The organism is Streptosporangium sp. NPDC053982 (genome assembly GCF_055585205.1).
On sequence record NZ_JBVJKQ010000011.1, the window covers coordinates 175,812 to 198,583 of the forward strand.

Below are 22,772 nucleotides of genomic sequence, written 5' to 3' on the forward strand. Positions count from 1 at the left end.
GGTCCCGGCCGGGCCGGTCCTCAGTCGCCGCGCCGCGCGCGGAACAGGTAGGCGGTCAGGACCGCCGCGCCGGTCAGCGCCTGCCCGGCCAGGAACGCGCCCGGCCCGGCGGAACCGCCGGTCAGCGCCATCGCCAGGGGCAGGCACCCCGCCACGGCCAGGTCGGCGCCGGTCAGACCCCACAGCAGCGGTCCCGTGGGGACCGCGCCGCCGCCGGTGTCGATCACCGGCATCGAATGGTCGACGGGCCGTCTGCGGGCCATCCGCAGCGCGCCCGCGGCCAGGGCGGGCGCCGCGGCCGCGCCCAGGAGCCACCACGGGCCCGCCGGGAGCGCGCCCGTCAGCGTCAGCCCGCCCAGGGCGACGGCCAGCCATCCCGCGCCCAGCAGCGCCGGGAGCAGCGCCCTGGCCGCCAGGACCGATCGGAACCCCGTCCCGAGGAGCCGGGCGAGGGCGGGGTCGTCACCGTCGCGGCGCGCGCCGGAGACGCCGGACGCCGCGGCGGCCAGCCCGCCGGCGAGCACCGCCGCCGCGGTCAGCGGGGTGAGCCCGCCGGACGCCCGCGCGACCAGGGCGGGCAGTACGGCGGCGCCGAACAGTACGGCGAGCCGTCCCGGCCGCCGGACGAGCCTGCGCCAGTCGTGCCACGCCGTCGCCAGCGGGGCCGGCAGCGACGGCCACGGACGGGACCGCAGGCGGCGCCCGCGCCAGTGGGCCTCCTCGGCGATCCAGGTCAGCAGGCTGGGATCCAGTCCTTCTGCCGCCCGTGTCACATGCCCGGCCCGGGTGGAGGCTCCGAGCACGGATCGCGCGGGCATCGCCGCCGTCGCCGCGCGGGCCCGCCGTACGAGCAGCGCGGCCACGGCGGCGGACGCCGCGGCGAGGGCCGCGCCGTACGCGGGGGGAGCGGAGGAGACGGCGAGCAGCCACCGTCCCGCGCCGCCGAGCAGGGCGACCGCCGCGGCCGCCACCACCGTCACGGCGACGGCGGCCTGCAGCCACGAGTCCCAGGCCTGCGACGCCTGGGCCGTCACGGCCGCGGCCATGCCCGCCGCGCTCGCCGCGAGGCCGAGCGCCACCGCCGCGGCCAGCCGTACCGCGGGCTGGCCGGGCGCCCCGAGCACGGCGAGCGCGACCACTCCCAGCGCGATCCCGACCGGCACGCAGACCAGCGCGAGGACCCGCGCCGTCCGCCCCAGCACGGCCCGCCGGTCCAGCGGGGACAGCAGCAGCCAGGAGGCGTCCGGCGCGGGCAGGACGACGGGACCGGCGGCGCGGGCCAGGGCGAGGAACCCGGCGTAGGCCAGCAGGACCAGCGCGGTCCCGGCCGCCGCCCGCGACGGGTCGCGCGGGTGGCCGAGCGCGGCCAGCGCCGACGAGAGCGGCTCGGCGAGGACCGCGAGGAGCATCACCAGCCCGAATCCGGCCACGTAGCGGTCCGACCAGCTCATCCGTCCGCGCCGGGGGCGGGTGAGCGCGCGCACGGCCCGGACCGCGGCCGCGCCCTCGCTCATCGGGCCCTCCTCGCCGCGCGGCCGCCCGCCGTCCCGCCGGTACGGCGGCCCGCCCGGCGTCCGGGGTTCCCGCGGGTGACCGGACCGCCCGCGACCGGGCCGTCCGCCGGGCCGCTCGCAGCCGGGCCGTCCGTCGCCGGAGCGTCCGCGACCGGGGCGTCGGTCAGCTCGACGCGGCGGGCTCCGGTGGCCTCGGCGAGCCCGGGGTCGTGGGTCGCCGTGACCACCGTCCGCCCCTCGGCCGCGTAGCCGGTCAGGAGGGCCGCCAGGCGCTCGCGGAAGCCGGTGTCGAGCCCGCGTTCCGGCTCGTCGAGCAGGAGCAGCCGGCTCGGCCGGAGCAGCGCCGCGGCGAGGGAGAGCCGCTGGCGCTGGCCGGTGGACAGGTTCTGCGGCACCGCGTCGGCGCGGTCTCCCAGGCCGAAGGTCTCCAGCGCCTCCTCGACGTCCGTCCGCGGGGAGGGATGGACCGCGCGCACCAGCTCCAGGTGCTCTCTCACCGTCAGCCCGGGGTACCAGGCCGGCTCGTCGGCGACCAGCACCACCTCGCGCCAGAACGCGGGTGTGTCGCGGGGCGGGCCGCCGAGGACGGTGATCTCTCCCTCGTCGGGAGGTTGCAGGCCCGCCAGGCAGCGCAGCAGGGTCGACTTGCCCACGCCGTTCTGGCCCGTCACGGCGATGATCTCCCCCGCCGCGGCCGTCAGTTCGACGCCGCGCAGCACCGGGTTGCCGCCGAGGGCCACCCGCAGGCCGCGGAGCGTGATGATCGGTTCGGTCACCGTTCGACCCTAGCCAGGGACGGGGTACGGCGCGCTCCGGCCGACGTGCCGCGGCGGACGCCGCCACAGCGGGACGGGGCGGGCCGCACGGCGGACGAGGGCTCGGTCCCCGCGGCCCGGACGGCAGACAAGGGTTCAGTCCCCGCGGCCCGGACGGCGGAGGAGGGTGGCCAGCAGGAGGACGACGGCGGTCTGGGCGAGCGCGCCCGAGGCGAAGGGCGGCGCGGGTCCCACCGTCTCGCTCACGGCGTACCACCAGCGGGTGAGCTGGGGGAGGCTCTCCCAGGTCGCGGCGTACCGCTGGTCGAGGAAGCCCGTGTCGTAGTTGGCCGCGACGTGGAAGTAGACGCCGAGCGCCCCCACCGCCAGCGCGATCACCGACAGCGTCCGGACCACGGCGACCGCCCGCCGGGAGTCGCTGAGGGCCGCGATCACCAGCCCCGCCGTCAGGAGGACCAACGCCCCCCAGGGAGGGAGCTGGTTCCACGCCTGCCAGTGCCGCTCGGCGGCGAGTTCGAGGCCGGTGCCGAGGACGCTCACCGCGACCAGGGCGAGGAGGCCGGGGCGCAGCCAGACGGACCGGTCTCTCAAGGCTGGAGCACTGAGATGATCTTGTCGATCGTCTCCTGGCCGGGGTTGTACTTGGCGAGTTCCTCGCGGAGCTTCGTGAAGTTCCGGTCGTCGGCGGGGTACGGCCGGTACTCGACGACCTCCTTCGCCCACCGTTCGGCGTTGGGCACCCCGGCGGCCCGGAGCGCGGTGGCGATCTGGCTCTCACTGGCGGTGTTCGCCGACACCTTGGCGGGCTGCGAGCTCGGGGCGCCGCTGGGGGCACCGCCGGGCGCCCCGGCGGAGGCGGAGGCAGAGCCGCCGGGCGCGGAGGTGGCCGTGGGAGCGGTCGTGCCGCTGCCCGTCGTGGCCGCGGGGGCGGGGGCGGTGGGGCCGCCCGACTGCTCTCCGCCGCACGCCGTCAGAGGGACCAGGGCGGCGAGCGCCACCGTGACCCAGATCGTTCTCCTGGCCTCCATGCGAAATCCCCCGCGTCCCCTGTGAATTCCCGGTGCGATGCCGATGCCGTGTCAATCATGAGATTGCCAGCGCCGGATCCGGAGAACCTTCGCGAAGGGCCAAGAGCGTCTGAGGATGCGGTCATCAAACCAGGGCAGGCCAGGGCAGACCAGGCCGAGTTCGGGTGCCGGGGACACGTCCGGCCGCCGGGGCCGCACCGGACCCCGTCGCGGCCCCGGCGGCCGGTCCAGGCAGCCGGCCCCGGCGGCCGGTCCAGGCAGCCGGCCCCGGCGGCCGGTCCAGGCCCGGTCGCACCGGGTTCGCCTGCTTCAGGCCGGCTGGTCCAGGCCGACGGCGGCGGCGCTGGCGTCCCAGAGGGCGCGGGCCAGTTCCGGATCGCTCATCCCCCGGGGGACGGCGGCGGGGGCGCGGTCGGCGAAGTAGCGGCCCGGGTGGTCGGCGCCGTCCGGGTGGGTGGCGAGGTGGACCATCGTGCTCGCGCCCTCCTCCGCCGTCCGTCCCACGCCCGGGACGTGCATCACCAACCACATCAGGAACGTTCCCGGCGCGAAACCCGTCTTGATCACACCCGGGTGGAAGCAGGTGGCGCTCACCCCGGTCCCCGCCAGCCGCCGGGCCAGCTCCACGGTGAACAGCGCGTTGGCCTGCTTGGAATCGCCGTACTGCAGCCAGCCGTTCCACTTCCGCCGCTCACGGTCGAGGTCGGCGGGGTCCAGGCGGCCCGACCTGCCGGCCCGGGACGAGGTGGTGATCACCCGGCCGCCCACCCGGTCCAGCAGCAGGTTCGTCAGGAGGAAGGGGGACAGGTGGTTGACCTGCATCATCGTCTCGTGGCCGTCGCGGGTGAGCGTCCGCCGAGTGGTCATCACGCCCGCGTTGTTGATCAGAACGTCGATGCGCGGGTAACGTGAGCGCAGTTCTGCGGCGAGCGCCCGGACGTCGTCGAACGAGGCGTAGTCGCACGTCAGCGTGTCCGGCGTGGCGCCTGCGCCGGCATCCGGGCCGGAGGCCGCCGCCCGGCCGGCCTCCTGGGCCACCTCGGCCAGTCGTCCGGCGTCGCGGCCGACCAGGACGAGCCGGTGCCCGCGGCGGGCCAGCTCCACCGCGGCGGCCGCGCCGATTCCGGCACTGGCCCCGGTAATCACACTAATCATCAGATCCTCCACTGCGCCGAAACCTTAATCGGTGCTAGTCTCCTGTGCGATCTTCCGGAGGCGCATTCCACCCCAGATTCAGTCACGAGCCTCCACATACTCACAGGTTGGGACGAGTGGGCATGGGCTCTGGAAACCGATCCATTCGGTTCAGAATCGTCTTGCTGCTGCTCCTGCCCCTGGTGTCGCTCAGCGCCCTGTGGGGCTTCGCCCTCAACCTGACGGTCGGCGACGGTGTCGCCCTCCTGCGTTCCTACGACCTCTACCAGGGCGTCGGGGTGGCCTCCACCGAGTTAGGGCTCCAGGTCCAGGCCGAACGGACCCAGGCCTCGGTGGCGATCAGCTCCGGGGTCATCACGAGTGTGACCGGTGAGCAGCGCGGCCGTACCGACCGGGCGGTGGAGGCGTTCCAGGCCGCCGTCCTGACCGCCGACCCCGGCGGCCCGGAGACGAGCACCGCGCTGGACGGCGTGCTCCGCCAGCTCGACCGGCTCCCCGGCATCCGCGCCGGCATCGACGGCGGGCAGCGGGACCGGCTGAACGCCCTGACGCAGTACAACCAGATCCTGGACTCGGTCTTCCTGCTGTACGACCGGCTCGTCGCCGTGCCCGACCTCGGCATCTTCCGGCAGGCCGTCGCCATGCAGTCGATGGGCAACGCCCGGGAGATGATCGCCCGGGAGAACGCCCTGGTCAGCGGCGCCCTGATCGACGAGCGACTGTCCCGGCGGGAGCGGGAGGCCTTCGGCGAGTACGTCGCCACCCGCAGGTTCCTGCACACGCGCGGCCTGGCGTCGCTGGACGGCGAGCTGGCCGGGCCGTACCGCGATGTCTTCGCCTCCGCGGCCTTCAAGAGGTTCGCCGAGCTGGAGAGGGCCGTCGTCGCGGCCCCCGGCGACCGCCTCCCCGTCGAGCTGGACACCTGGAAGGCGACCGTCGACGGCCTGTCGGCCTCGCTCGACCAGCTCGGCGTCTCCGCCACCGGTGTGCTGTCCGACCGGTCCGCGTCGGTGGCCACGGGCATCCTGGCCCGGATCGCCGTCGCCGGCGGTGTCGGCCTGCTGGCGGTGATCGCCTCCATCGTCATCTCGGTCCGCTTCGGCCGCCGGCTGTCCGGCGAGCTGGCCGGGCTGCGGTCGGCCGCGCTCGACCTGGCGGACGTGCGGCTCCCGCGCCTGGTGGAGCGGCTGCGGCTCGGCGAGAAGGTGGACGTGCGCGCCGAGACCCCGCCGATCGAGACCGCGGGCGACTCCGCCGAGGTCCGCGACGTGGCCCACGCGTTCGACTCGGTACGGCGCACCGCCGTCGAGGCCGCCGTCGGCCAGGCCGACCTGCGCCGCGGCGTCAGCCAGGTCTTCGTGAACCTCGCCCGCCGCAAGCAGGGGCTGCTGCACCGCCAGCTCACCCTCCTGGACGGCATGCAGCGCCGGACGAACGACCCGGACGCCCTTGAGGACCTGTTCCGGCTGGACCACCTGACCACCCGCATGAGGCGGCACGCCGAGAGCCTGATCATCCTGTCCGGCGCCGCGCCGGGCCGGACCTGGCGCAACCCGGTGCCGGTGCTCGACGTCGTCCGGGCCGCGCTGGCCGAGATCGAGGACTACCGGCGGGTCAAGGTGACGCCGATGCCCGCCGCCTCGGTCGACGGGGCCGCGGTGGCCGACCTCACGCACCTTCTCTCCGAGCTGATCGAGAACGCCACGGTGTACTCGCCGCCGCAGACCTCGGTGACCGTGCGCGGCGACGTGGTGGCCAACGGGTTCACCGTCGAGGTGGAGGACCGCGGCCTGGGGCTCAGCGCCACGGAGTACGCGATGGTCAACGAGCGGCTGGCCAGCCCGCCGGAGTTCGACCTGGCCGACAGCGACCGTCTCGGCCTGTTCGTGGTGGGCCAGCTCGCCGCCCGGCACGGCGTCCAGGTCACCCTGCGCAACTCGCCGTTCGGCGGCACCACGGCGATCGTGCTCATCCCCCGGGCGGTGCTCGCCGAGAACGACTCGCCGCTCGCCCCCGCCGTCGCCCGCGACCCGGAGGCGCCTGCGGGCGACGCTCCCCGGGCCGTCGCGCCGTCCCCGCTCACCGCGGCGGGCGGCGCCCGCCAGAACGGCGGCCGGCCGAACGCGGGCCGCCAGGGCGGCGGCCTGCCCCGGCGGACGAGGACGACGCCCAGGCCCACCCCCGGCGGCGTCCCCGACGGCTCCCCCACCGGACGGCCGCCCCTCGCCGCGCCGACGCTGACCGTGGTGCCCGGCTCGCCCGTCCCGGAGACGGCCCCCGGGACGGATCCCGGGCAGACCCGGGAGACCGCCCGCCGGGCCGACGGGACCGGCGAGGAGCGTGCGGGGCGGGGCGCCCACAGGGCCGCCACCGCGGAGACCGCCGCCACCGCCGGGGGCACCGCGGAGACCGCCGCGGGGAGCGCCACGGAGACCACCGGCCCCCGGGAACTGCCCCGCCGGGTCCGGCAGGCCAGCCTCGTGCCGCAACTCCGGCAGGAGACACAGGCGCCCGCCCCGCCGGAACCCGCCCGGCCGGGACCCGAACCCGGCCCGCCCGCCGAAGGCCGCTCGCCGGACGAGGTGCGGGCCCTGTTCTCCGCCTTCCAGGCGGGCACGCGACGGGCACGCGAGGAGAACGAAGACTTGGCACACCACACGACAGCCGACAAGAGGGACTGATGACCGGGAAGTTCACCAACACCGGCGAGTTGAACTGGCTCCTCGACGATCTGACGAGCCGGGTGGCCGCGGTGCGCCAAGCTGTGATCCTGTCCACCGACGGCCTGGCCGTGGGATTCTCCAAGGGCCTCAGCCGGGAGGACGCCGAGCACCTGTCGGCGGTCGCGGCCGGGTTCCAGAGCCTGGCGCGCGGGGCCGGCCGCCACTTCGGCGGGGGCGAGGTGCGCCAGACCATCGTGGAGATGGAATCGGCGTTCCTGTTCGTCACCGCCGCGGGGCAGGGCACGTGCCTCGCCGTGCTGAGCGACTCCGACGCCGACGTCGGCCACATCGCCTACGAGATGGCGATGCTGGTCAAGCGGGTCGGTCCGCACATCTCCACGCTCCCGCGCCAAGGTCTCTCGTGAGCGAGCGGGACACCGGGCGCGGCGTGCCGGGCGATCGTCCCGCGATCCGCTTCCCCTGCGGCCGCGCGGCCCGCCCGCCGTACGGCCGGGCGACGGCCCGCGTCCGGCACGGCCTCCGCGCGATCCGCCCGCCGTACGGTCACCGTGCGGTCCACGGCCGCCGTGTGATCCACACGCCGTACGGCCGGCCCGCGGCCCGCGCGCCGTACGGCCACCGAGGGGAGCGGCCGTCATGACGCGGTGGATGGACGAGGAGGCCGGGCCCGTGGTCCGGCCGTACGCGCTGATCGGCGGCCGGACCCGGTCGTCCGGTGACGCGCTGGACCTGGTCTCGATGATCACCGCCTCGGGAACGGCCCCGTCCGACGGGTTCGTCCCCGGACCGGAGCAGGAGCGGATCCTCTCCCTGGTCACCACGGCGACCTCGGTCGCCGACATCGCCTCCGACCTGGACCTGCCTCTCGGCGTGGTCCGGGTCCTCCTCGGCGACCTGCACGACCACAAGCTGATCTCGATAGGGCGCGCCTCGGCGAGCGAGCGCATTCTCAAGGAAGTGATCAATGGACTTCGAGCCCTCTGACGAACCAGTCGCGCTCAAGATCCTCATCGCAGGCGGCTTCGGGGTGGGCAAGACGACGCTGGTCGGCTCGATCAGCGAGATCCGGCCGCTCCGGACCGAGGAGGTGCTCTCCGACCGCGGCATCGGCATCGACGACGTCGAGGGCGTGGAGGGCAAGCACACCACCACGGTCGCGATGGACTTCGGCCGCATCACGATCCGGGAGGGCCTGGTCGTGTACCTGTTCGGCACCCCCGGGCAGGAGCGGTTCTGGTTCATGTGGGACGAGCTGTCCTACGGCGCGCTCGGCGCGGTGGTCCTCGCCGACACCCGGCGGCTGACCGACTGCTTCCCCTCGATCGACTACTTCGAGCAGCGGGGCACGCCGTTCATCGTGGCGGTCAACTGCTTCGACGACGCCGAGCAGTACGAGGCCGAGGAGGTGCGCTCCGCGCTGGACCTCGACGAGGACGTGCCGGTGCTGCTGTGCGACGTGCGGCGCCGCGCCTCGGCCAAGACGGTCCTGGTGACGCTCGTCGAGCACTCCCTGAGGGTCCTGACGGCCGACCAGCACTGACGGATCGGGCACTCCACGAAGGCGCCGGCGGCCGGCCGGCGCCGCCGGGCCGCGCGCCCGACGTCCCGCCCGCGTGGCCGGGTCGGGGACCGGCGTGAACGGGCCCGTGGCCCGCACTCCCGTCACGGACCGCCGTTCCCGCCCGCCGCCCCACCGTGCCCGCCGCGAGGGCGCGGACGGGCTCCCGGACGGGCTCAGAGCGCCCGGAGGCCGTTGATCACTTCCTGCAGGAGGCTCTCCACGGGCGGCGTGGCGGCCGGGACCGGCGACCGCACCAGGACGAGCCCCTGGTCCAGCAGGTCGCCCAGCAGCACCCTGACGACCCCCATCGGCAGCCCGGCCTCCGAGGCGACCTCCGCGACGGGCCTGGTCCGCCGGACCAGGCCCAGCAGCCGCCGGTGCTCCGACCCCAGGTGGGCGGCGGTGGTGGCCGCCGCGCCGGTCGCCAGCACCATTGACAGCACGTCGAACGAGGCCGAGGAGGCGCGCGTGCGCCCGCCGGTGAGGGCGTAGGGGCGGACGACCGGCCCGGCCTCCTCGTCCACCCATTCGACGTCGTCGCTCATTGGCCCGCCCGGGGGGCCGTGGCCATGTGCTGGCCGACCCGGGTCACCAGGCGGGCCATCTCGTAGGCGATCAGGCCCACGTCGGCGGCGCCGGTGGTCATGACCGCCAGGCAACTGCCCTGGCCGGCCGAGGTGACGAAGAGGAACGCCGAGTCCATCTCCACCATCGTCTGCCGGACGGCTCCGCCGCCGAACTGCAGGCTGGTCCCCTTGGCCAGACTCTGGAACCCGGAGGCCACCGCCGACAGATGGTCGGCGTCCTCCTTGCTCAGCTCCCGCGAGGAGGCCATCATCAACCCGTCGTTGGACAGGATCAGCGCGTGCGAGACGTCCGCCACGCTCGTGACGAAGTCATCCAGAAGCCAATACAGCTCACCCGGCACGTGGTAAAACCCCTTCCCCTGTGATGGTCGCGCTCGTTCGCGTGTCTACGCCGGCCGCCGGCCGGTCTCCTGTTCGGTGATCGTCATCACCGTTCCCGGTCCGGCCTCAGTGCTCCTCACCCCCGTCCTCGGCCCGGCCGCGCCGCCAGCCGGCCTGGAGCGAGCTGAGCACCGCCCGCGCCTCCTCCGGCGACCGCTCTCCGGCCTGCCCGGACATGTCCGGTTCATGCGACGGCCGCGGCGGGCTCGCCCGGCGGATCCGGCGGGGCAGGCCGTTCGCCGGCGGCGTCCGCGGCGCGGCCTCCGGCGACGGCACGATCCCGGTCGGCCCGGAGGGTTCCCCGGTCCCGGCGAGCCGTACGGTCCCGGCGAACCCGGCCTTCCCGGACTGCGTCACGCCCGCGGCGGTCCCCGGCCCGGCGGTCCCGGCGGGCCGTACGGCCTCGGCCGGTTCGTCGCCGATCCCGGCCTCGGGAATCTCCCGCGGCGGCTGTCCCTCCGTATGCGGCTCTCCCAGCAGCGACCCGGGGATCAGCACGACGACCCCGGTCCCGCCGTACGGCGAGGGCCGCACCGTCACCTTCGCCCCGTACCGCGCGGCCAGCATGCCGACCACCGCGAAGCCCAGCCGGTCGGTCTCGGCCGGGTCGAACTCCGGCGGACTGGCCAGCCGCTCGTTGACCGCGGCGCGCTTCTCCGAGGTCATGCCGAGACCCCGGTCCTCGACCTCCACCGTGAAACCCCGGTGGCCGGCGCACTCGCCCCGGATCGACACCTCGCCCCCCGGCGGGGAGAAGGCCGTGGCGTTCTCGATGATCTCGGCGAACAGGTGCATCATGTCCGCGACCGCGTCACCGGCCAGGGTGGCGCCGAGCATGGGATAGATCCGCACCCGGGCGTAGTCCTCGACCTGGGCGGCGGCGCCGCGCAGCATGTCCTCGATCAGGACGGGCGAGCGCCACTTGCGACCCGCGGCTCCGCCGGAGAGGATCACCAGGCCCTCGGCATGGCGGCGCATGCGGGTGGTCAGGTGGTCGAGCCGGAACAGGTTCTCCAGCGCCTCGGGGTCCTCGGCCTGCTTCTGCATGCCGTCGAGGAGCTTGAGCTGGCGCTGCAGCAGCGACTGGCTGCGCCGGGCGAGGCTGCGGAAGGACTGCGCGACGGCCTCGCGCAGCCTGGCCTGCTCCACGGCGGCGTCCACGGCGCGGTGCTGGACGCTGTCGAAGGCGGCGGCGACGTCGTGGACCTCGGTGGTGCTGCCCAGCGGCTCCAGCGGGGGCGCCTCGGCGGCCACGTCCACCGGCTCGCCCCGGCGCAGCCTCTCCATGACGCGCGGCAGCCGCACCTCCGCCAGGTCGGCGGCGGCGCGCCGGACCCCGGCGAGCTCACGGGTGAGGTTGCGGCCGATCCGGTAGGAGACCAGCAGCGAGGCGATGACCGCGACGAGGCCGAGCGCGCCGGCGGTCCCGGCCTTGGCGAAGGTCGAGAGGGCCGCCGGCGTCGCCCGGTCGATCAGCCCGCGACCGGCCGCCGACAGCCCCTTCTGGTAGGCGGTCTCCAGGCGGTCGGTGGCGGCCCGCCAGTCGGCCTCGGCGACCACGCCGCCGGACATCAGGCGGCCCTCCATCTCGGTGAGGGCCCTCACCGGCTGCGACGAGGGGACCAGACCGGCGAAGGGGGCGCGCATCCCGGCGTCGAGCTGCGACATGCCCTCCTCCATGAGGAAGGCGCGTTTGGTGGCGAACTGCCCGAACAACCGCAGCTCGGCCGGCGTCAGACGGCGGCCCGTGGCCAGCGCGCCCGCGGCGAGCGCCCGCTCGTGGCAGAAGAAGGCCAGCGAGTAGCCGACCGTGTTGACACCGCGCATCTGCCGGGACAGGGCATGGTCGTCGGCGACGGCCGCGATGTCGATGAACCGGTAGAACGCCTCGGGCACCGGGCCGAACTCCCCGGCGAGCTCGATGGACCCGATCCGGCCGCCGTCCACCTTGGCCCGTACCGCGTCGAGCGCGTCGACCGCGGCCGTCAGGTCGGCGAACCGGGCCTTGGACGTCGTACCCAGGTCCGCGAAGCCCAGGCCGCGCCGCGCCCCGTCACGCAGCCGGGACCGTTCCCCGTCGGTGACGGCGCGCTGGGCGGCCAGGGCCGTCCGGGCGTCCTCGGAGCGGACGGCGAGATACTCGGCCGACAGCATGTGCTCGCGCTCCACGGCGTAGCTCAGCTCGTTGGCGGGCGCGATGACCGCGTCGTAGAGGTCGTCGGCCTCCAGCATGCTCACCGAGTCGCCCACGGTGACCGTCGCCGCGAACCCCCAGAGGGCGACGAGCGAGGTCAGCGGGATCGCCAGCAGAGCAGAGATCTTGAACCGGATGGACCTGCTCGATGCCATGTCACCTCAACGGTTCGGTCCCGGAGCGCGAGAACGGGAACCTCCGGACGATCTTCAGATCGCCGACGAGGATAGCATCGGACAGGAGAAATATTCTTGTCCTATTTGTGACCTGTCAGGAAACAGTCATGTTCCCGGACAAGTCAGCTAGAAGCGCCCGGCCAGCGCTCGGCACGCGGGCGGCGGCCGGCGCCCAGGCCAGCCACACCAGCCGTACGGCGAGCACCCCGAGCAGGGCGACCTCGGTGACCAGCAGCCCCCGCTCGGCCAGGCCGATCAGCACCCTGTCCCCCGGGAGCGCCACGTAGGTGAGGGCCAGCAGCCCGAACCCACCGGCCAGGGTCAGCCACTCCACCGGCCTGGCCACCGCCCGCCACCGCTCGTCCCGGCCCAGCCCGGGGGCCATCAGCGCGCCCGCCGCGGGCAGCGCGAGGAAGGCGGCGATGGAGACGTAGCGGTGCACCTGGGCGCCGAGGTCCAGCGCCAGGCCCGGGGCGACCGTCGGCACGACCGCGATCACGATCAGCGCCGCGCTCCAGGCCAGCATCAGCCGCCCGGCCGCCGCGCCGATCGGGGCACGGGCCGCCCGCAGCCCCGCCACCAGCGCGAAGGACGCGACGCCCAGGCACGCCATGGCGAACTCGGTGGCCCCGCCGCGGTCGAGCGCGGCGTACTCGCTGATCGTCAGGTTGAGCGGGTCCAGCTGCGGATCCGGGTCGATCTGACCGGCGATCGCGGCCACGACCGCCGCGGCCACACCGGCACAGGCGATCAGGGGGTAGAGCCTCTTCGACGCGAGCATGGACCCAGACTGTCCCGGGGACGCGGTTCCACACATCCGGCGGCACCCCTGATCCGACCCTGAGCGGCCCCCGAGATCCCGCCCCGTGTCGCGGGTCCCGGGGACCGCCCGCCGGACCCCCGTCCAGGCCGTACCGCGGGCGGTTCCACGGGCCGGGGCCGGCCGTTCGCGGGTCCCGGCCCGTCGTTCAGGCCGTGCCGCGGGCGGTTCCACGGGCCGTCGTTCAGGCCGTGTCGCGGCCCCCGGTGTACCGGGCGCGCGCCTCGGCGTAGCGGTCCCTGATCTCCGGCACGGCGTCCGCCTCGAAGCTCAGGGAGCCGGCCCGCTCCCAGACGGGCGGCTCTTCCCCGCCCGCGACCAGCCAGGCGGCCTGCCGCGCCGCGCCGTCGGCGACGTACTCCCCCGCCTCGGGGACGACCACCGGCCGCCCGAAGACCGCCGGGGCGATCCGCCGCACCGCCTCCGACCGCGCCCCGCCGCCGATGAGCAGCACCCTGGACGGCTCCAGCCCGAGGGCGTCGAAGGCGTCGGCCAGGTGGCAGAGCATGCCCTCCACCGCGGCCCGCGCCAGGTGGGCGGGGGTGGAGGTGGCCAGGGTCAGACCGTGCAGCGTCCCGGTGGCCTCGGGCAGGTTCGGCGTCCGCTCCCCCTCCAGGTAGGGAACGCACACCAGGCCGCCCGCCCCGGGCGGGGCCTGCAGCGCCAGCCGGTCGAGGTCGGCGGGGCCGACCCCGAGCATCCGGGCGGCGGCGTCGAGGACCCGGGCCGCGTTGAGCGTGCACACCAGCGGCAGGAACCGTCCGGTGGCGTCGGCGAATCCGGCCACCGCGCCGGTCGGGTCGGCGCTCGGACTCTCCGCCACCGCGAACGCCGTGCCGGACGTCCCGATCGACACCACCACGTCGCCGGGCCCCGCGCCCACCCCGAGGGCGGCGGCCATGTTGTCGCCGGTGCCGGGGGCCAGCCGTACCGGGCCGGACGTCGCGGACGGACCCGGGACCCGCAGCTCGCCGGCCTCCTCGCGGGGGCCGAGCACGCGCGGCAGGCCGGGCACCGAGCCGAACGCCGCCTTGAGCAGGTCGGTGCGGTAGGAGCCGGTGGCGGGCGAGAAGTAGCCGGTGCCGGAGGCGTCGCCCCGGTCGGTGACGATCTCGCCGTCCCCGCCGCCCAGCCGCCAGGTCAGCCAGTCGTGCGGCAGGCACACCCGCGCCGTACGGCGGGCCGACTCCGGCTCGTGGGCCGCCAGCCAGCGGAGCTTGGCCACCGTGAACGACGCGACCGGCACGCTGCCGACCGCCTCGGCCCACCGCTCCGGCCCGCCCAGCTCCGCGACCAGGTCGCCCGCGGCGCCGGCCGAGCGGGTGTCGTTCCACAGCAGCGCGTCCCGCACGACCTGCCCGGACTCGTCCAGGCAGACCATGCCGTGCTGCTGGGCGGCGACGCTCACCGCGGCGACGTCGTCGAGCCCGCCGGCCTGGGCGACCGCCTCCTGGAGCGCGGCCCACCAGACGGCCGGGGCCACCTCGGTGCCGTCGGGATGGGCCGCGCGGCCCTGGCGGACCAGGGCTCCGGTTCCGGCGTCCCTGATGACCACCTTGCAGCTCTGGGTCGAGGAGTCGACCCCGGCCACGAGCGTCATGCCCGGTCGCCCCCGCGGACCCCGAGGAGGTGGTCCATGGCGAGCTGGCTGAGGCGGGAGAAGTGGAAGCCGCGCGCCGCCGCCGCGTCGACGTCGAAGTCGTCGTTCGCCAGGTCGGCCAGGGTCTCGCCGGGGGCCAGCGTGGGCTCGCCCAGCTCGTCGACCCGGCTCGCGGCGAGCGCCTCGGCGACCTCGGGGTCGGCGCGGAACGCCCGGGACTTCTCCTTCAGGATCAGGTACATCCGCATGTTGGAGGCGGCCGACACCCACACGTCCTCGACGTCGTCGGTGCGGACCGGCTTGTAGTCGAAGTGCCGGGGGCCGTCGTAGCCGCCGTTCTCCAGCAGGTCCACCAGGAAGAACGCGTTCTTCACGTCGCCGTGGCCGAAGACCAGGTCCTGGTCGAAGCGGGGGCCGTGCTGGCCGTTGAGGTCGATGTGGAACAGCTTGCCGTGCCACAGGGCCTGCGCGATGCCGTGGGCGAAGTTGAGCCCGGCCATCTCCTCGTGCCCCACCTCGGGGTTGAGGCCGACCCGCTCGGAGTGCTCCAGCTCGTTGATGAACGCCAGGGCGTGGCCGATCGTCGGCAGCAGGATGTCGCCGCGCGGCTCGTTCGGCTTGGGCTCGATGGCGAACCTGATGTCGTAGCCCTGCTCGATCACGTAGGAGGTCAGCAGGTCCATGCCCTCCTTGTAGCGGCTGAGCGCGGCCCGGATGTCCTTGGCGGCGCCGGACTCGGCGCCCTCGCGCCCGCCCCAGCAGACGTAGGTGGTCGCGCCCAGCTCGGCGGCCAGGTCGATGTTGCGCATCACCTTGCGCAGGGCGTACCGGCGGACGTCGCGGTCGTTGCTGGTGAACGCGCCGTCCTTGAAGACGGGGTGGGTGAAGAGGTTCGTGGTGGCCATCGGGACCTTCATCCCGGTCTCCGACAGCGCCTTCTTGAAGGCCGCGACCGCCCGGTCGCGGTCGGGCTCGACGGCCAGCAGGTCGTCGTCGTGGAAGGTGACGCCGTACGCGCCGAGCTCCGCCAGGCGGTGGACGGTCTCGACCGGGTCCAGCGCGGGACGGCTGGCGTCTCCGAACTGGTCTCGGGCCTGCCAGCCCACGGTCCACAGCCCGAAGGTGAAGCGGTCCTCCGGCCTGGGGGTGTAGTCGCTCATCGCGTCTCCTCCTATTTAATCCACATTATGGACTTAATATGGTCCGGCAGGGTGGGATCGTCAAGAGGTGGGTTCCATGAGTTCCATGACGACGGGTCGCACGACGGATCGCACGACGGGTTCCGCGACGTGCGCGACGGCCCGCGCGACGTACGCGGCGGGTCGCTCGGCGACGCGGGCCGGGCGGGTTCCGTGACGGGCCCCATGCCGGGCTCCATGCCGGGTTCCGTGACGACGCGGGCCGTACGCCACGACTCGATGCGCGCCCGCAACCTCGCCGTGGTGCTGGGCGAGGTGCGCCGGAGCGGCCCGGTCACCCGGGCGGCGCTCGCCGAGATCACCGGGCTGACCAAGACCACGGTCTCCAAGATGGTCGGGGACCTGCTGGAGGCCGGGATGGTCGCCGAGTCGGCGGCGCCCCGCGACGGCGAGCGCGGCCGGCCCGGCACGGCCGTCTCCCTCAGCGGCGACCGGGTGGCCGCGCTCGGCCTGGAGATCACCGCCGGCCACCTGTCGGCCTGCGTGGCGGACCTCACCCTCGCGGTGCGGCTCCGTTGTGCACAGGCTGTGGACAACCGGTCCCGCCCTCCTGTGGAAACCATGGCCCATCTGCAAGAACTTGCCCACAGGGCTGTGGACGAAGCACGTACGGCGGGCCTGTCCGTCGTCGGCTCCACGCTCGCCGTCCCCGGGCCCGTGGACGGCGGGCTGCTGCACACCGCGCCCAACCTCGGGTGGCGCGGCGTCCGGGCCGGCGACCTGCTGGACTTCCCGGTCGCCGTGGAGAACGAAGCCAACCTCGCCGCCCTGGGCGAGCTGTGGTTCGGCGGCGGGCCCGGCGACTTCCTGCACGTGTCGGGGGAGACCGGCATCGGCGCCGGCCTGGTGGTCGGCGGCGAGCTGTTCCGCGGCGCGCACGGCCTGGCCGGAGAGCTGGGTCACGTGGTCGTCTTCCCCGACGGCCCGGACTGCCGCTGCGGAGGGCGGGGCTGCCTGGAACGGTACGCCGGTCAGGAGGCCCTGCTCCGCGCCTCCGGCGCCGCCGGGGTGCCCGAACTGGCCGACCGGCTCCGGGCCGGCGAGGCGGACGCGCTGCGCGCCTGCGAGCGCGCCGGACGGGCGCTGGGCGTCGCCCTCACCTCGGCGGTCAACCTGATGGACCCCGGGACGGTCGTGCTGGGCGGGATCTTCGCGCCGCTGTTCGAGTGGATCGCCGATCCGGTCCGCGAGGCGATGTCCACCCGGCTGGCCGGGATGCGCCGCTCCGTGCCCGAACTGGCGGTCTCCCGGCTCGGCGGCGACGCCGCGACCCTCGGCGGGGCCGGACGGGTCATCCACCGCGTCCTCGCCGACCCCGCCCCCCACCTCCCCGCCACCCGCCCGCTCGCCCCCTGACCCGCCGGGCGATCCTGAGCTTCGCGGAGGTAATCTGGTTGAAGGTTCAAGTTCTTAGGAGAGAGCCATGCCCGTCCAGCGGCTCAACCACGCGGTCCTGTACGTGCGCGACGTCGAGCGCAGCGTCGCCTTCTACCGGGAGGCCCTCGGCTTCGAGGTCGTCATGGGCATGCGGGGCGCGGCGTTCCTGCAGGCCGCAGGCTCCGCCAACGACCACGACCTCGGCCTGTTCGAGGTCGGCGACCAGGCCGCCCCCTCGCCCGCCGGTCGCTCCGCCGTCGGGCTGTACCACCTGGCCTGGGAGGTCGACACCCTGGAGGAGCTGGAGCGGATCGCCGCCAAGCTGACGGAGCTGGGCGCCCTGGCCGGCGCCTCCGACCACTCCACGACCAAGGCCCTGTACGCCAAGGACCCCGACGGGCTGGAGTTCGAGGTGTCCTGGCTCGTCCCGGCCGCCCTGCTCACCGAGGAGACGCTGCGCGGACGCAGCCGCATCCGGCCGCTCGACCTCGCCGCGGAGAAGGAGCGGTACGGCGCGCACACCCGGGGCGGCGTCGGCGTCTCGACGCCGGCCTGACGGCTCGGGCCCCGGTCCCGGCTTGCCGCACCGGCTCAGGCCCCGATCCCGGTCCCGGTCTGTCGCACCTCAGCCCCGGCCCCGGCCGGGCCCCCTCGCGGTGGGACCCGTCCGGCGTCACCGCCCGGGTCCCGTCTCCGGGAGACGGCCACCCCCGCCAGGCACAGCAGCCCGCCGAGGAGGGACAGCCATCCGGGGATCTCCCCCAGCGCCGCCCAGGCCATCAGGACCACCAGCGCCGGGACGAGGTAGGTCGTGGCGCCCATCCTGCCCGCGGTGGTGCGGGCGAGGGCGTAGGCCCAGGTGGTGAAGGCCACCGCCGTCGGGAAGACGCCGAGGTACACGACGTCCAGGGTCGCCGCCAGCGGGGCCCTGGCGGCCTGCGACACGAGCTGCCCGGCGAACGGCAGGCACGCCGCCGTCCCGACGAAGCAGCCGAACGCGGTGACCTGGAGCGGTGAGGCGTGGCGCAGCGCGGGTTTCTGCGACAGCACGCCCACCGCGTACGTCACCGCCGCGGCCAGGCAGAGCAGGACGCCCGTCACCGACGCCCGCCCCTCGCCGGACATGGAGGCCCCGACCACGATCGCGCCGGTGAACGACACCGCCATGCCCGCCAGCAGCCGGGGCGGGAGTCCCTCCCCGAGCAGCCGGGCGCCGAGGAGCGCGATGAGCAGCGGGCCGATGTTCACGACCATCGCCGCGGTGCCCGCGTCGACCTCCTGCTCGCCCCAGTTCAGCGCGACCGTGTAGGCGCCGAACCACAGGATCCCCGAGACGAGGACGCCCGGCCAGGCGGCCCGCGGCGGCGGCCCTTCGCGCCGCGCCAGCAGGACGACGCCCAGCACCACCGAGCCCGCCAGTAACCGTCCCAGGGCGAGCGCCCCCGGGGAGAAGTACGGCGCCGCGCCGCGGATGCCGACGAACGCCGAGGCCCACAGCAGCACGGTGACACCGGCCGCCGCCATCGCGCGCCGGTCCAGCCGGTCCTGCGTGCCTTCCGTCCGGGTTGGCATGGTCTGTCTCATATGCGGCACCTTATGGCCCCCACTCTTCGGGCCGCGCCGAACCGTCGGCCCGCATGGAAGCCCGGGATATGGGAATGCGGATCCCTTTTGTGGTTTTTCGTGGTCGATGATGCCCGATACCGACCGTTCATGCCGAGGGGCAGGTCGAGAGCCCTTTATCGCCGTTTATGAATGTGTTGAATCGACGGGGGTAGCGGCGGTGTCACGGAAGACGCGCACGACTTTGGAGGCATCGGTGAACGAATTCCCAGCCGGGACGGGGGAGCGCTCCATGCCGGGCGACCAGCCCCACACGACGACCGAACACGCCAAGGCAGCCGTCGGAGAGGTGGCCGGGACCGCCAAGGACCAGACCCGCGCGGTCGCCCACGAGACCCGGTACCAGGCGCAGAACGTCGTCGGGCAGCTGCGTGACCGGGTCGGCGAGCAGAGCAGGCACCAGAGCCGGCGCGCCGCCCAGGGCATCCGCCAGTGGGCCGACGACCTCAGCTCGATGACCGAGGCCGCCAAGCCCGACTCCCCGGTGACCAACGCGGTGCACCAGGTCGCCGGGACCGGCCGCCGCGCGGCCGACTACCTGGAGCAGGAGGGCCTGGCCGGGGTGGTCCGGGACGTCCAGAGCTTCGCCCGCCGCCGTCCTGGAGCGTTCCTCATGGGCGCGGTGGCCGCGGGCTTCCTCGTCGGCCGGATGGCCAAGGCGACGGCCGCCTCCCAGAACGACACCTCCGGCACGGCGTACCCCGGCGCCCAGGACGGCTACCGCCCGCAGCAGTACGCCCAGCCGTCGCAGCCGTACGGACAGCCCTCTGAGTCGTACACCCAGCCGACCGGCACGCAGTACCCCTCGGCCCAGCCGTACACCACGGACGGCACCTCCACCACCGCCGACCCCTACGGCTCGGCCGAGCCGTACCCGTCGTCCCCCTCGTCGGCCCAGACCCGGCCGACGACGCCGACGACGCAGTACCCGTCCGAGACCCCTCCCTCGACCCCCTGGGACGGTGAGCCACGGTGAGCTCGCCCGCCTACGAACCGGCCTCACCGGCCTACGAACCGGCCGAGCCGTCGCTGGGACAGCTCGTCGGCGAGGTCGGCGAGGACCTCTCCAAGCTCTTCCGCCAGGAGGTGGAGCTGGCCAAGGCCGAGATCCGCCAGGAGGCGGCCAAGGCCGGCAAGGCCGGCGGAATGCTCGGCGGCGCCGGGGTGGCGGGCCTGCTGGCCGCCCTCTTCGTGTCGCTGACGGTCATGTTCGGCCTGGGCGCCGTCATGCCCCTGGGCTGGGCCGCCCTGATCGTCGCGGTCGTGTGGGCCGTGGTCGGCGGAGTGCTGTACACCAACGGGCGCAAGCGGATGAGCGAGGTCTCCCCCAAGCCCGAGCAGACGGTCGAGACGCTCAAGGAGGATGCGCGATGGGCGCGGAACCTGACGAAATAAGAAGAGAGATCGCCGCCACCAGGGCGGAGCTGGCCGCCGACGTGAATCGGCTGGCCGACCGGACGAGCCCGTCGCGGATCATTCAACGGAGGACCGATCGCATGCGTGAGAAGCTCTACTCGGTGCGCGAGCGGGTGATGGGCACCCCGACCCACGCCGCTCACCAGGCTCGCTACCAGGCCGGGCACGCCGTCCACGGTGTCCGCGAGACCGCCGCCGACGCCGCCGGCACCGTCCGCGAGACCGCCGCCGGTGCCGCCGACACCGTCAGGCACGGCGCACAGCAGGCCACCGAGATGGTCCGCGAGGCGCCGGAGCAGGCGATGCGCGGCGCCCAGGGCAACCCGCTGGCCGCCGGTCTGATCGCCTTCGGCGCCGGGCTGCTCGCCGCAGCCCTCATCCCGGCGACCGAGGCCGAGCAGCGGGCGGCCCAGCAGGTCAAGGAGCAGGCCGGCGACATGATCGAGCCGGTCAAGGAGGCGGTGCGCGAGTCGGCCCAGCAGCTGGGCGAGGAGGCCAAGCAGGTCGCTCAGGAGGCCGTCGGCCAGGTCAGGGACACCGCCGGTGAGGCGGCCAGGGCCACCGGCGACCACGCCCGCGAGCAGGCCCACCAGGTGACCGACACGGCCCGCTCCTCCCACGGGGTCTGACGGGCGCCCGGGAGGACGCCCGGCGAGGACGCCCGGGAGGGCGCCTGGTCAGGCGCCCGGGAGGACGCCTCATGAGTGAACGCCGTCGCCGCCGCCCTCCCCGGCAGGGGAGGGCGGCGGCGGGCAATCGTAAGCTGCGTCAAGAGAACGGTGCGCGATGATCCAGCACGACACCCCACGCCACGACGACCGGAACGCGGCCCGCGACCCCGGCACCGCGGACGGGCCGGCTCCCCAGAGCCCGTCCGAGCTTCCCAAGCGGTCGTGGTGGGGCGTGCTCAAGCGCACCGTCAAGGAGTTCCAGCAGGACAACCTCACCGACTGGGCCGCCGGGCTCACCTACTACGCGGTGCTGTCGATCTTCCCGGCGCTGCTGGCCGTGGTGTCCGTGCTGGGGCTGTTCGGCCAGAACACCACCAAGGCGCTCACCGACAACCTGAGCGTCATCGCGCCCGGTCCCGCCCGGCAGACCATCGACGCCGTGCTCCAGGCGCTCCAGGGCAACCAGGGCGCCGCCGGGATCACCACGATCCTGGGCATCGCCGTCGCCCTCTGGTCCGCATCCGGATACGTGGGGGCGTTCATCCGGGCGGCCAACGTCATGTACGAGATGCCCGAGGGCAGGCCCGTCTGGAAGACCCTCCCGCTGCGGCTGGGCATCACCGCGGTCCTGGTGCTCCTGATGGCGGCCGGCTCGGTCTCCGTCGTGTTCACCGGGTCGCTCGCCCAGCAGACGGGGAGGCTCCTGGGCATCGGTGAGACCGCCCTGACCGTCTGGAGCATCGTCAAGTGGCCGGTCCTGGTGCTCGTCGTGGCGCTGGTCCTGGCCCTGCTGTACTGGGCGGCCCCCAACGTCTCCCACCCCGGTTTCCGCTGGATCACCCCCGGCAGCCTGCTGGCCGTCGTGCTGTGGATCGTCGCGTCCGCGGCGTTCGCGTTCTACGTGGCCAACTTCGGCTCCTACAGCAAGACCTACGCCGCCCTGGCCGGGGTCATCGTCTTCCTGATCTGGCTGTGGATCACGAACATCGCCGTGCTGCTCGGCGTGGAGTTCGACGCCGAACTCGCCCGCGAGCGCGCCATCGAGGCGGGCGTCCCGGCCGACGCCGAGCCGTACGTCGAGCCCCGCGACACCCGCAAGTTCGACGAGGAGGAGCGCGCGGAGGTCCGCAGGTTCGAGAAGCGGGAACGCGACTGACCCGGCGCGCCCCGGCCGGTGGGAAGGTATGGCGGCCCGTGCCGGTCCGTTGACCGTCCGGTCCGCCGGAAGGGGTACGGGTTCCGTATGCGCGAGGAGCACAGCGAGGAACACGGCTCGGGACAGGGCGGGGAACACGGCGCGGACGAGTTGTCCGTCGGTGACGAGGTCACCTGGAACAGCCACGGCTCCACCGTTTCGGGGAAGGTGGAGAAGAAGATCACTGAGAGGACGGAGGCCGCCGGGCGCGTCGTCGACGCCTCACCCGACGAGCCGCGGTACCTGGTCCGCAGCGACGAGAGCGGCAGGAGCGCCGTGCACCGGCCGTCGGCGCTGCGGAGGAGGGGCTGACATGGTCGCGGACCGGAAGCGGATCTCCGCCGAGTTCGGCGAGGCGGTCAACATGACCGCCGCCGAACTGGAACGCTGGCTGCGCACCTCCGAGTCCGAGGCCGCCGGCGACAGGTCGGGGGGCGGCGAGTCGACGGGACACGAGTCCGGCCGCCGCATCACCGAGATCCTCCGCAAGAAGAAGGGCGACCTGTCCGACGACGACTACGCCCACATGCGGAAGGTGACCGGGTACGTCCACCGTCACCTCGCGCAGCGCCCGTCGGGGGACGTCACGGACACCCGGTGGCGGCACTCCCTGATGAACTGGGGCCACGACCCGCTCAAATGACGCCCGCCGCCCCTCGACGGGCCGCCACTCCTCGACGGGCTGCCACTCCTCGTCCGCACGGGCTTCCGACGGCACGGGCTTCCGACGGCACGGGCTTCCGACGGCACGGGCTTCCGACGGCACGGGCTTCCGACGGCACGGGCTTCCGACGGCACGGGCTTCCGACGGCACG

General features: G+C 74.4%; 24 protein-coding genes. 12 read left to right on the plus strand and 12 right to left on the minus strand.

The genetic code is table 11. The features are described from left to right. Positions 1–20: 20 nt before the first annotated feature. The 5 genes from ACZ6W9_RS21460 to ACZ6W9_RS21480 form a co-directional block, all read right to left on the minus strand. A complete protein-coding gene (locus ACZ6W9_RS21460; RefSeq protein ID WP_470119224.1) occupies positions 21–1,514 on the minus strand; it encodes a DUF6297 family protein in 1,494 nt (497 codons plus the stop codon). Further along, the gene (gene ccmA, locus ACZ6W9_RS21465; protein WP_470119225.1) at positions 1,511–2,290 is read right to left on the minus strand and encodes a heme ABC exporter ATP-binding protein CcmA; all 780 of its coding nucleotides are present in this window, start codon (positions 2,288–2,290) and stop codon (positions 1,511–1,513) included. The genes ACZ6W9_RS21460 and ccmA overlap by 4 nt, the downstream gene beginning before the upstream one ends. Positions 2,291–2,425: 135 nt before the next feature. Beyond that, positions 2,426–2,881 carry a hypothetical protein gene (locus ACZ6W9_RS21470; protein ID WP_389966918.1) on the minus strand — a complete coding sequence of 152 codons (456 nt, stop codon included), beginning with the start codon at positions 2,879–2,881 and terminating at the stop codon, positions 2,426–2,428. Beyond that, positions 2,878–3,318 carry a hypothetical protein gene (locus ACZ6W9_RS21475; protein WP_389966921.1) on the minus strand — a complete coding sequence of 147 codons (441 nt, stop codon included), beginning with the start codon at positions 3,316–3,318 and terminating at the stop codon, positions 2,878–2,880. The genes ACZ6W9_RS21470 and ACZ6W9_RS21475 overlap by 4 nt, the downstream gene beginning before the upstream one ends. A 309-nt stretch (positions 3,319–3,627) precedes the next feature. Beyond that, the gene (locus ACZ6W9_RS21480) at positions 3,628–4,473 is read right to left on the minus strand and encodes an SDR family NAD(P)-dependent oxidoreductase (protein ID WP_470119228.1); all 846 of its coding nucleotides are present in this window, start codon (positions 4,471–4,473) and stop codon (positions 3,628–3,630) included. A 161-nt stretch (positions 4,474–4,634) separates the two neighbouring features. Here ACZ6W9_RS21480 and ACZ6W9_RS21485 point away from each other — a divergent pair, with 161 nt between their 5' ends. The 4 genes from ACZ6W9_RS21485 (at position 4,635) to ACZ6W9_RS21500 (ending at position 8,697) form a co-directional block, all read left to right on the plus strand. Then, entirely contained in the window at positions 4,635–7,154 is a 2,520-nt protein-coding gene (locus ACZ6W9_RS21485; RefSeq protein WP_389966927.1) for a sensor histidine kinase, read from the plus strand. Beyond that, positions 7,154–7,561 carry a roadblock/LC7 domain-containing protein gene (locus ACZ6W9_RS21490; RefSeq protein WP_362939784.1) on the plus strand — a complete coding sequence of 136 codons (408 nt, stop codon included), beginning with the start codon at positions 7,154–7,156 and terminating at the stop codon, positions 7,559–7,561. Before ACZ6W9_RS21485 ends, ACZ6W9_RS21490 begins: the two co-directional genes overlap by 1 nt. Positions 7,562–7,793: 232 nt before the next feature. Beyond that, positions 7,794–8,141: a DUF742 domain-containing protein gene (locus ACZ6W9_RS21495; protein WP_362939781.1), complete on the plus strand. Its 348-nt coding sequence runs from the start codon at positions 7,794–7,796 to the stop codon at positions 8,139–8,141. Beyond that, on the plus strand, positions 8,122–8,697 hold the full coding sequence (locus ACZ6W9_RS21500) for a GTP-binding protein (RefSeq protein ID WP_362939778.1): 576 nt from the start codon (positions 8,122–8,124) through the stop codon (positions 8,695–8,697). The genes ACZ6W9_RS21495 and ACZ6W9_RS21500 overlap by 20 nt, the downstream gene beginning before the upstream one ends. 194 nt (positions 8,698–8,891) lie before the next feature. On the opposite strand, the gene ACZ6W9_RS21505 is transcribed toward ACZ6W9_RS21500, so the two are convergent. The 6 genes from ACZ6W9_RS21505 to xylA form a co-directional block, all read right to left on the minus strand. After that, positions 8,892–9,263 carry a DUF742 domain-containing protein gene (locus tag ACZ6W9_RS21505; RefSeq protein WP_389966932.1) on the minus strand — a complete coding sequence of 124 codons (372 nt, stop codon included), beginning with the start codon at positions 9,261–9,263 and terminating at the stop codon, positions 8,892–8,894. Beyond that, entirely contained in the window at positions 9,260–9,646 is a 387-nt protein-coding gene (locus ACZ6W9_RS21510; protein WP_362939772.1) for a roadblock/LC7 domain-containing protein, read from the minus strand. Before ACZ6W9_RS21510 ends, ACZ6W9_RS21505 begins: the two co-directional genes overlap by 4 nt. Before the next feature lie 106 nt (positions 9,647–9,752). Beyond that, the gene (locus ACZ6W9_RS21515; protein WP_389966936.1) at positions 9,753–12,035 is read right to left on the minus strand and encodes a sensor histidine kinase; all 2,283 of its coding nucleotides are present in this window, start codon (positions 12,033–12,035) and stop codon (positions 9,753–9,755) included. A 115-nt stretch (positions 12,036–12,150) separates the two neighbouring features. Beyond that, complete coding sequence (locus ACZ6W9_RS21520; protein WP_470119232.1) at positions 12,151–12,837, minus strand: DUF998 domain-containing protein; 687 nt, start codon at positions 12,835–12,837, stop codon at positions 12,151–12,153. 223 nt (positions 12,838–13,060) lie between these two features. Continuing rightward, positions 13,061–14,476, minus strand: coding sequence for a xylulokinase (gene xylB / locus ACZ6W9_RS21525; protein WP_470119234.1), 1,416 nt, complete (start codon positions 14,474–14,476; stop codon positions 13,061–13,063). Continuing rightward, positions 14,473–15,636 carry a xylose isomerase gene (gene xylA, locus ACZ6W9_RS21530; protein ID WP_389966946.1) on the minus strand — a complete coding sequence of 388 codons (1,164 nt, stop codon included), beginning with the start codon at positions 15,634–15,636 and terminating at the stop codon, positions 14,473–14,475. Before xylA ends, xylB begins: the two co-directional genes overlap by 4 nt. A gap of 51 nt (positions 15,637–15,687) precedes the next feature. Here xylA and ACZ6W9_RS21535 point away from each other — a divergent pair, with 51 nt between their 5' ends. Both ACZ6W9_RS21535 and ACZ6W9_RS21540 read left to right on the plus strand, forming a co-directional pair. Beyond that, positions 15,688–17,031, plus strand: coding sequence for an ROK family protein (locus ACZ6W9_RS21535; protein ID WP_470119236.1), 1,344 nt, complete (start codon positions 15,688–15,690; stop codon positions 17,029–17,031). A gap of 67 nt (positions 17,032–17,098) precedes the next feature. Beyond that, positions 17,099–17,608, plus strand: coding sequence for a VOC family protein (locus ACZ6W9_RS21540; protein WP_389966952.1), 510 nt, complete (start codon positions 17,099–17,101; stop codon positions 17,606–17,608). Between the two features lie 35 nt (positions 17,609–17,643). Here the strand turns inward: ACZ6W9_RS21540 and ACZ6W9_RS21545 are convergent, their stop codons facing one another. Next, the gene (locus tag ACZ6W9_RS21545; protein WP_389966955.1) at positions 17,644–18,624 is read right to left on the minus strand and encodes a DMT family transporter; all 981 of its coding nucleotides are present in this window, start codon (positions 18,622–18,624) and stop codon (positions 17,644–17,646) included. A 247-nt stretch (positions 18,625–18,871) separates the two neighbouring features. Between ACZ6W9_RS21545 and ACZ6W9_RS21550 the strand changes: the two genes are divergently transcribed. The 6 genes from ACZ6W9_RS21550 (at position 18,872) to ACZ6W9_RS21575 (ending at position 22,600) form a co-directional block, all read left to right on the plus strand. Next, entirely contained in the window at positions 18,872–19,651 is a 780-nt protein-coding gene (locus ACZ6W9_RS21550; RefSeq protein ID WP_470119238.1) for a hypothetical protein, read from the plus strand. Beyond that, complete coding sequence (locus ACZ6W9_RS21555; RefSeq protein ID WP_362939745.1) at positions 19,648–20,070, plus strand: phage holin family protein; 423 nt, start codon at positions 19,648–19,650, stop codon at positions 20,068–20,070. Before ACZ6W9_RS21550 ends, ACZ6W9_RS21555 begins: the two co-directional genes overlap by 4 nt. Then, positions 20,046–20,720, plus strand: a complete 675-nt coding sequence (locus tag ACZ6W9_RS21560) for a DUF3618 domain-containing protein (RefSeq protein WP_470119240.1) — start codon at positions 20,046–20,048, stop codon at positions 20,718–20,720. The genes ACZ6W9_RS21555 and ACZ6W9_RS21560 overlap by 25 nt, the downstream gene beginning before the upstream one ends. Positions 20,721–20,877: 157 nt before the next feature. Then, complete coding sequence (locus ACZ6W9_RS21565; RefSeq protein ID WP_389966962.1) at positions 20,878–21,918, plus strand: YihY/virulence factor BrkB family protein; 1,041 nt, start codon at positions 20,878–20,880, stop codon at positions 21,916–21,918. Between the two features lie 87 nt (positions 21,919–22,005). Continuing rightward, positions 22,006–22,269, plus strand: coding sequence for a hypervirulence associated TUDOR domain-containing protein (locus ACZ6W9_RS21570; protein ID WP_389966965.1), 264 nt, complete (start codon positions 22,006–22,008; stop codon positions 22,267–22,269). Between the two features lies 1 nt (position 22,270). After that, a complete protein-coding gene (locus ACZ6W9_RS21575) occupies positions 22,271–22,600 on the plus strand; it encodes a DUF3140 domain-containing protein (RefSeq protein WP_470119243.1) in 330 nt (109 codons plus the stop codon). The last annotated feature ends 172 nt before the right edge of the window (positions 22,601–22,772 follow it).

What these genes read in the sequence shown, in the direction of transcription:
- ACZ6W9_RS21460 (WP_470119224.1), bottom strand. Translation starts at nt 1,514, where the DNA reads ATGAGCGAGGGCGCGGCCGCGGTCCGGGCCGTGCGCGCGCTCACCCGC.
- xylA (WP_389966946.1), bottom strand. Translation starts at nt 15,636, where the DNA reads ATGAGCGACTACACCCCCAGGCCGGAGGACCGCTTCACCTTCGGGCTG.
- ACZ6W9_RS21495 (WP_362939781.1), top strand. Translation starts at nt 7,794, where the DNA reads ATGACGCGGTGGATGGACGAGGAGGCCGGGCCCGTGGTCCGGCCGTAC.
- ACZ6W9_RS21480 (WP_470119228.1), bottom strand. Translation starts at nt 4,473, where the DNA reads ATGATTAGTGTGATTACCGGGGCCAGTGCCGGAATCGGCGCGGCCGCC.
- ACZ6W9_RS21575 (WP_470119243.1), top strand. Translation starts at nt 22,271, where the DNA reads ATGGTCGCGGACCGGAAGCGGATCTCCGCCGAGTTCGGCGAGGCGGTC.
- ACZ6W9_RS21545 (WP_389966955.1), bottom strand. Translation starts at nt 18,624, where the DNA reads ATGCCAACCCGGACGGAAGGCACGCAGGACCGGCTGGACCGGCGCGCG.
- ACZ6W9_RS21490 (WP_362939784.1), top strand. Translation starts at nt 7,154, where the DNA reads ATGACCGGGAAGTTCACCAACACCGGCGAGTTGAACTGGCTCCTCGAC.
- ACZ6W9_RS21515 (WP_389966936.1), bottom strand. Translation starts at nt 12,035, where the DNA reads ATGGCATCGAGCAGGTCCATCCGGTTCAAGATCTCTGCTCTGCTGGCG.
- ACZ6W9_RS21570 (WP_389966965.1), top strand. Translation starts at nt 22,006, where the DNA reads ATGCGCGAGGAGCACAGCGAGGAACACGGCTCGGGACAGGGCGGGGAA.
- ACZ6W9_RS21520 (WP_470119232.1), bottom strand. Translation starts at nt 12,837, where the DNA reads ATGCTCGCGTCGAAGAGGCTCTACCCCCTGATCGCCTGTGCCGGTGTG.
- ACZ6W9_RS21565 (WP_389966962.1), top strand. Translation starts at nt 20,878, where the DNA reads ATGATCCAGCACGACACCCCACGCCACGACGACCGGAACGCGGCCCGC.
- ACZ6W9_RS21500 (WP_362939778.1), top strand. Translation starts at nt 8,122, where the DNA reads ATGGACTTCGAGCCCTCTGACGAACCAGTCGCGCTCAAGATCCTCATC.
- ACZ6W9_RS21540 (WP_389966952.1), top strand. Translation starts at nt 17,099, where the DNA reads ATGCCCGTCCAGCGGCTCAACCACGCGGTCCTGTACGTGCGCGACGTC.
- xylB (WP_470119234.1), bottom strand. Translation starts at nt 14,476, where the DNA reads ATGACGCTCGTGGCCGGGGTCGACTCCTCGACCCAGAGCTGCAAGGTG.
- ACZ6W9_RS21475 (WP_389966921.1), bottom strand. Translation starts at nt 3,318, where the DNA reads ATGGAGGCCAGGAGAACGATCTGGGTCACGGTGGCGCTCGCCGCCCTG.
- ACZ6W9_RS21505 (WP_389966932.1), bottom strand. Translation starts at nt 9,263, where the DNA reads ATGAGCGACGACGTCGAATGGGTGGACGAGGAGGCCGGGCCGGTCGTC.
- ACZ6W9_RS21560 (WP_470119240.1), top strand. Translation starts at nt 20,046, where the DNA reads ATGGGCGCGGAACCTGACGAAATAAGAAGAGAGATCGCCGCCACCAGG.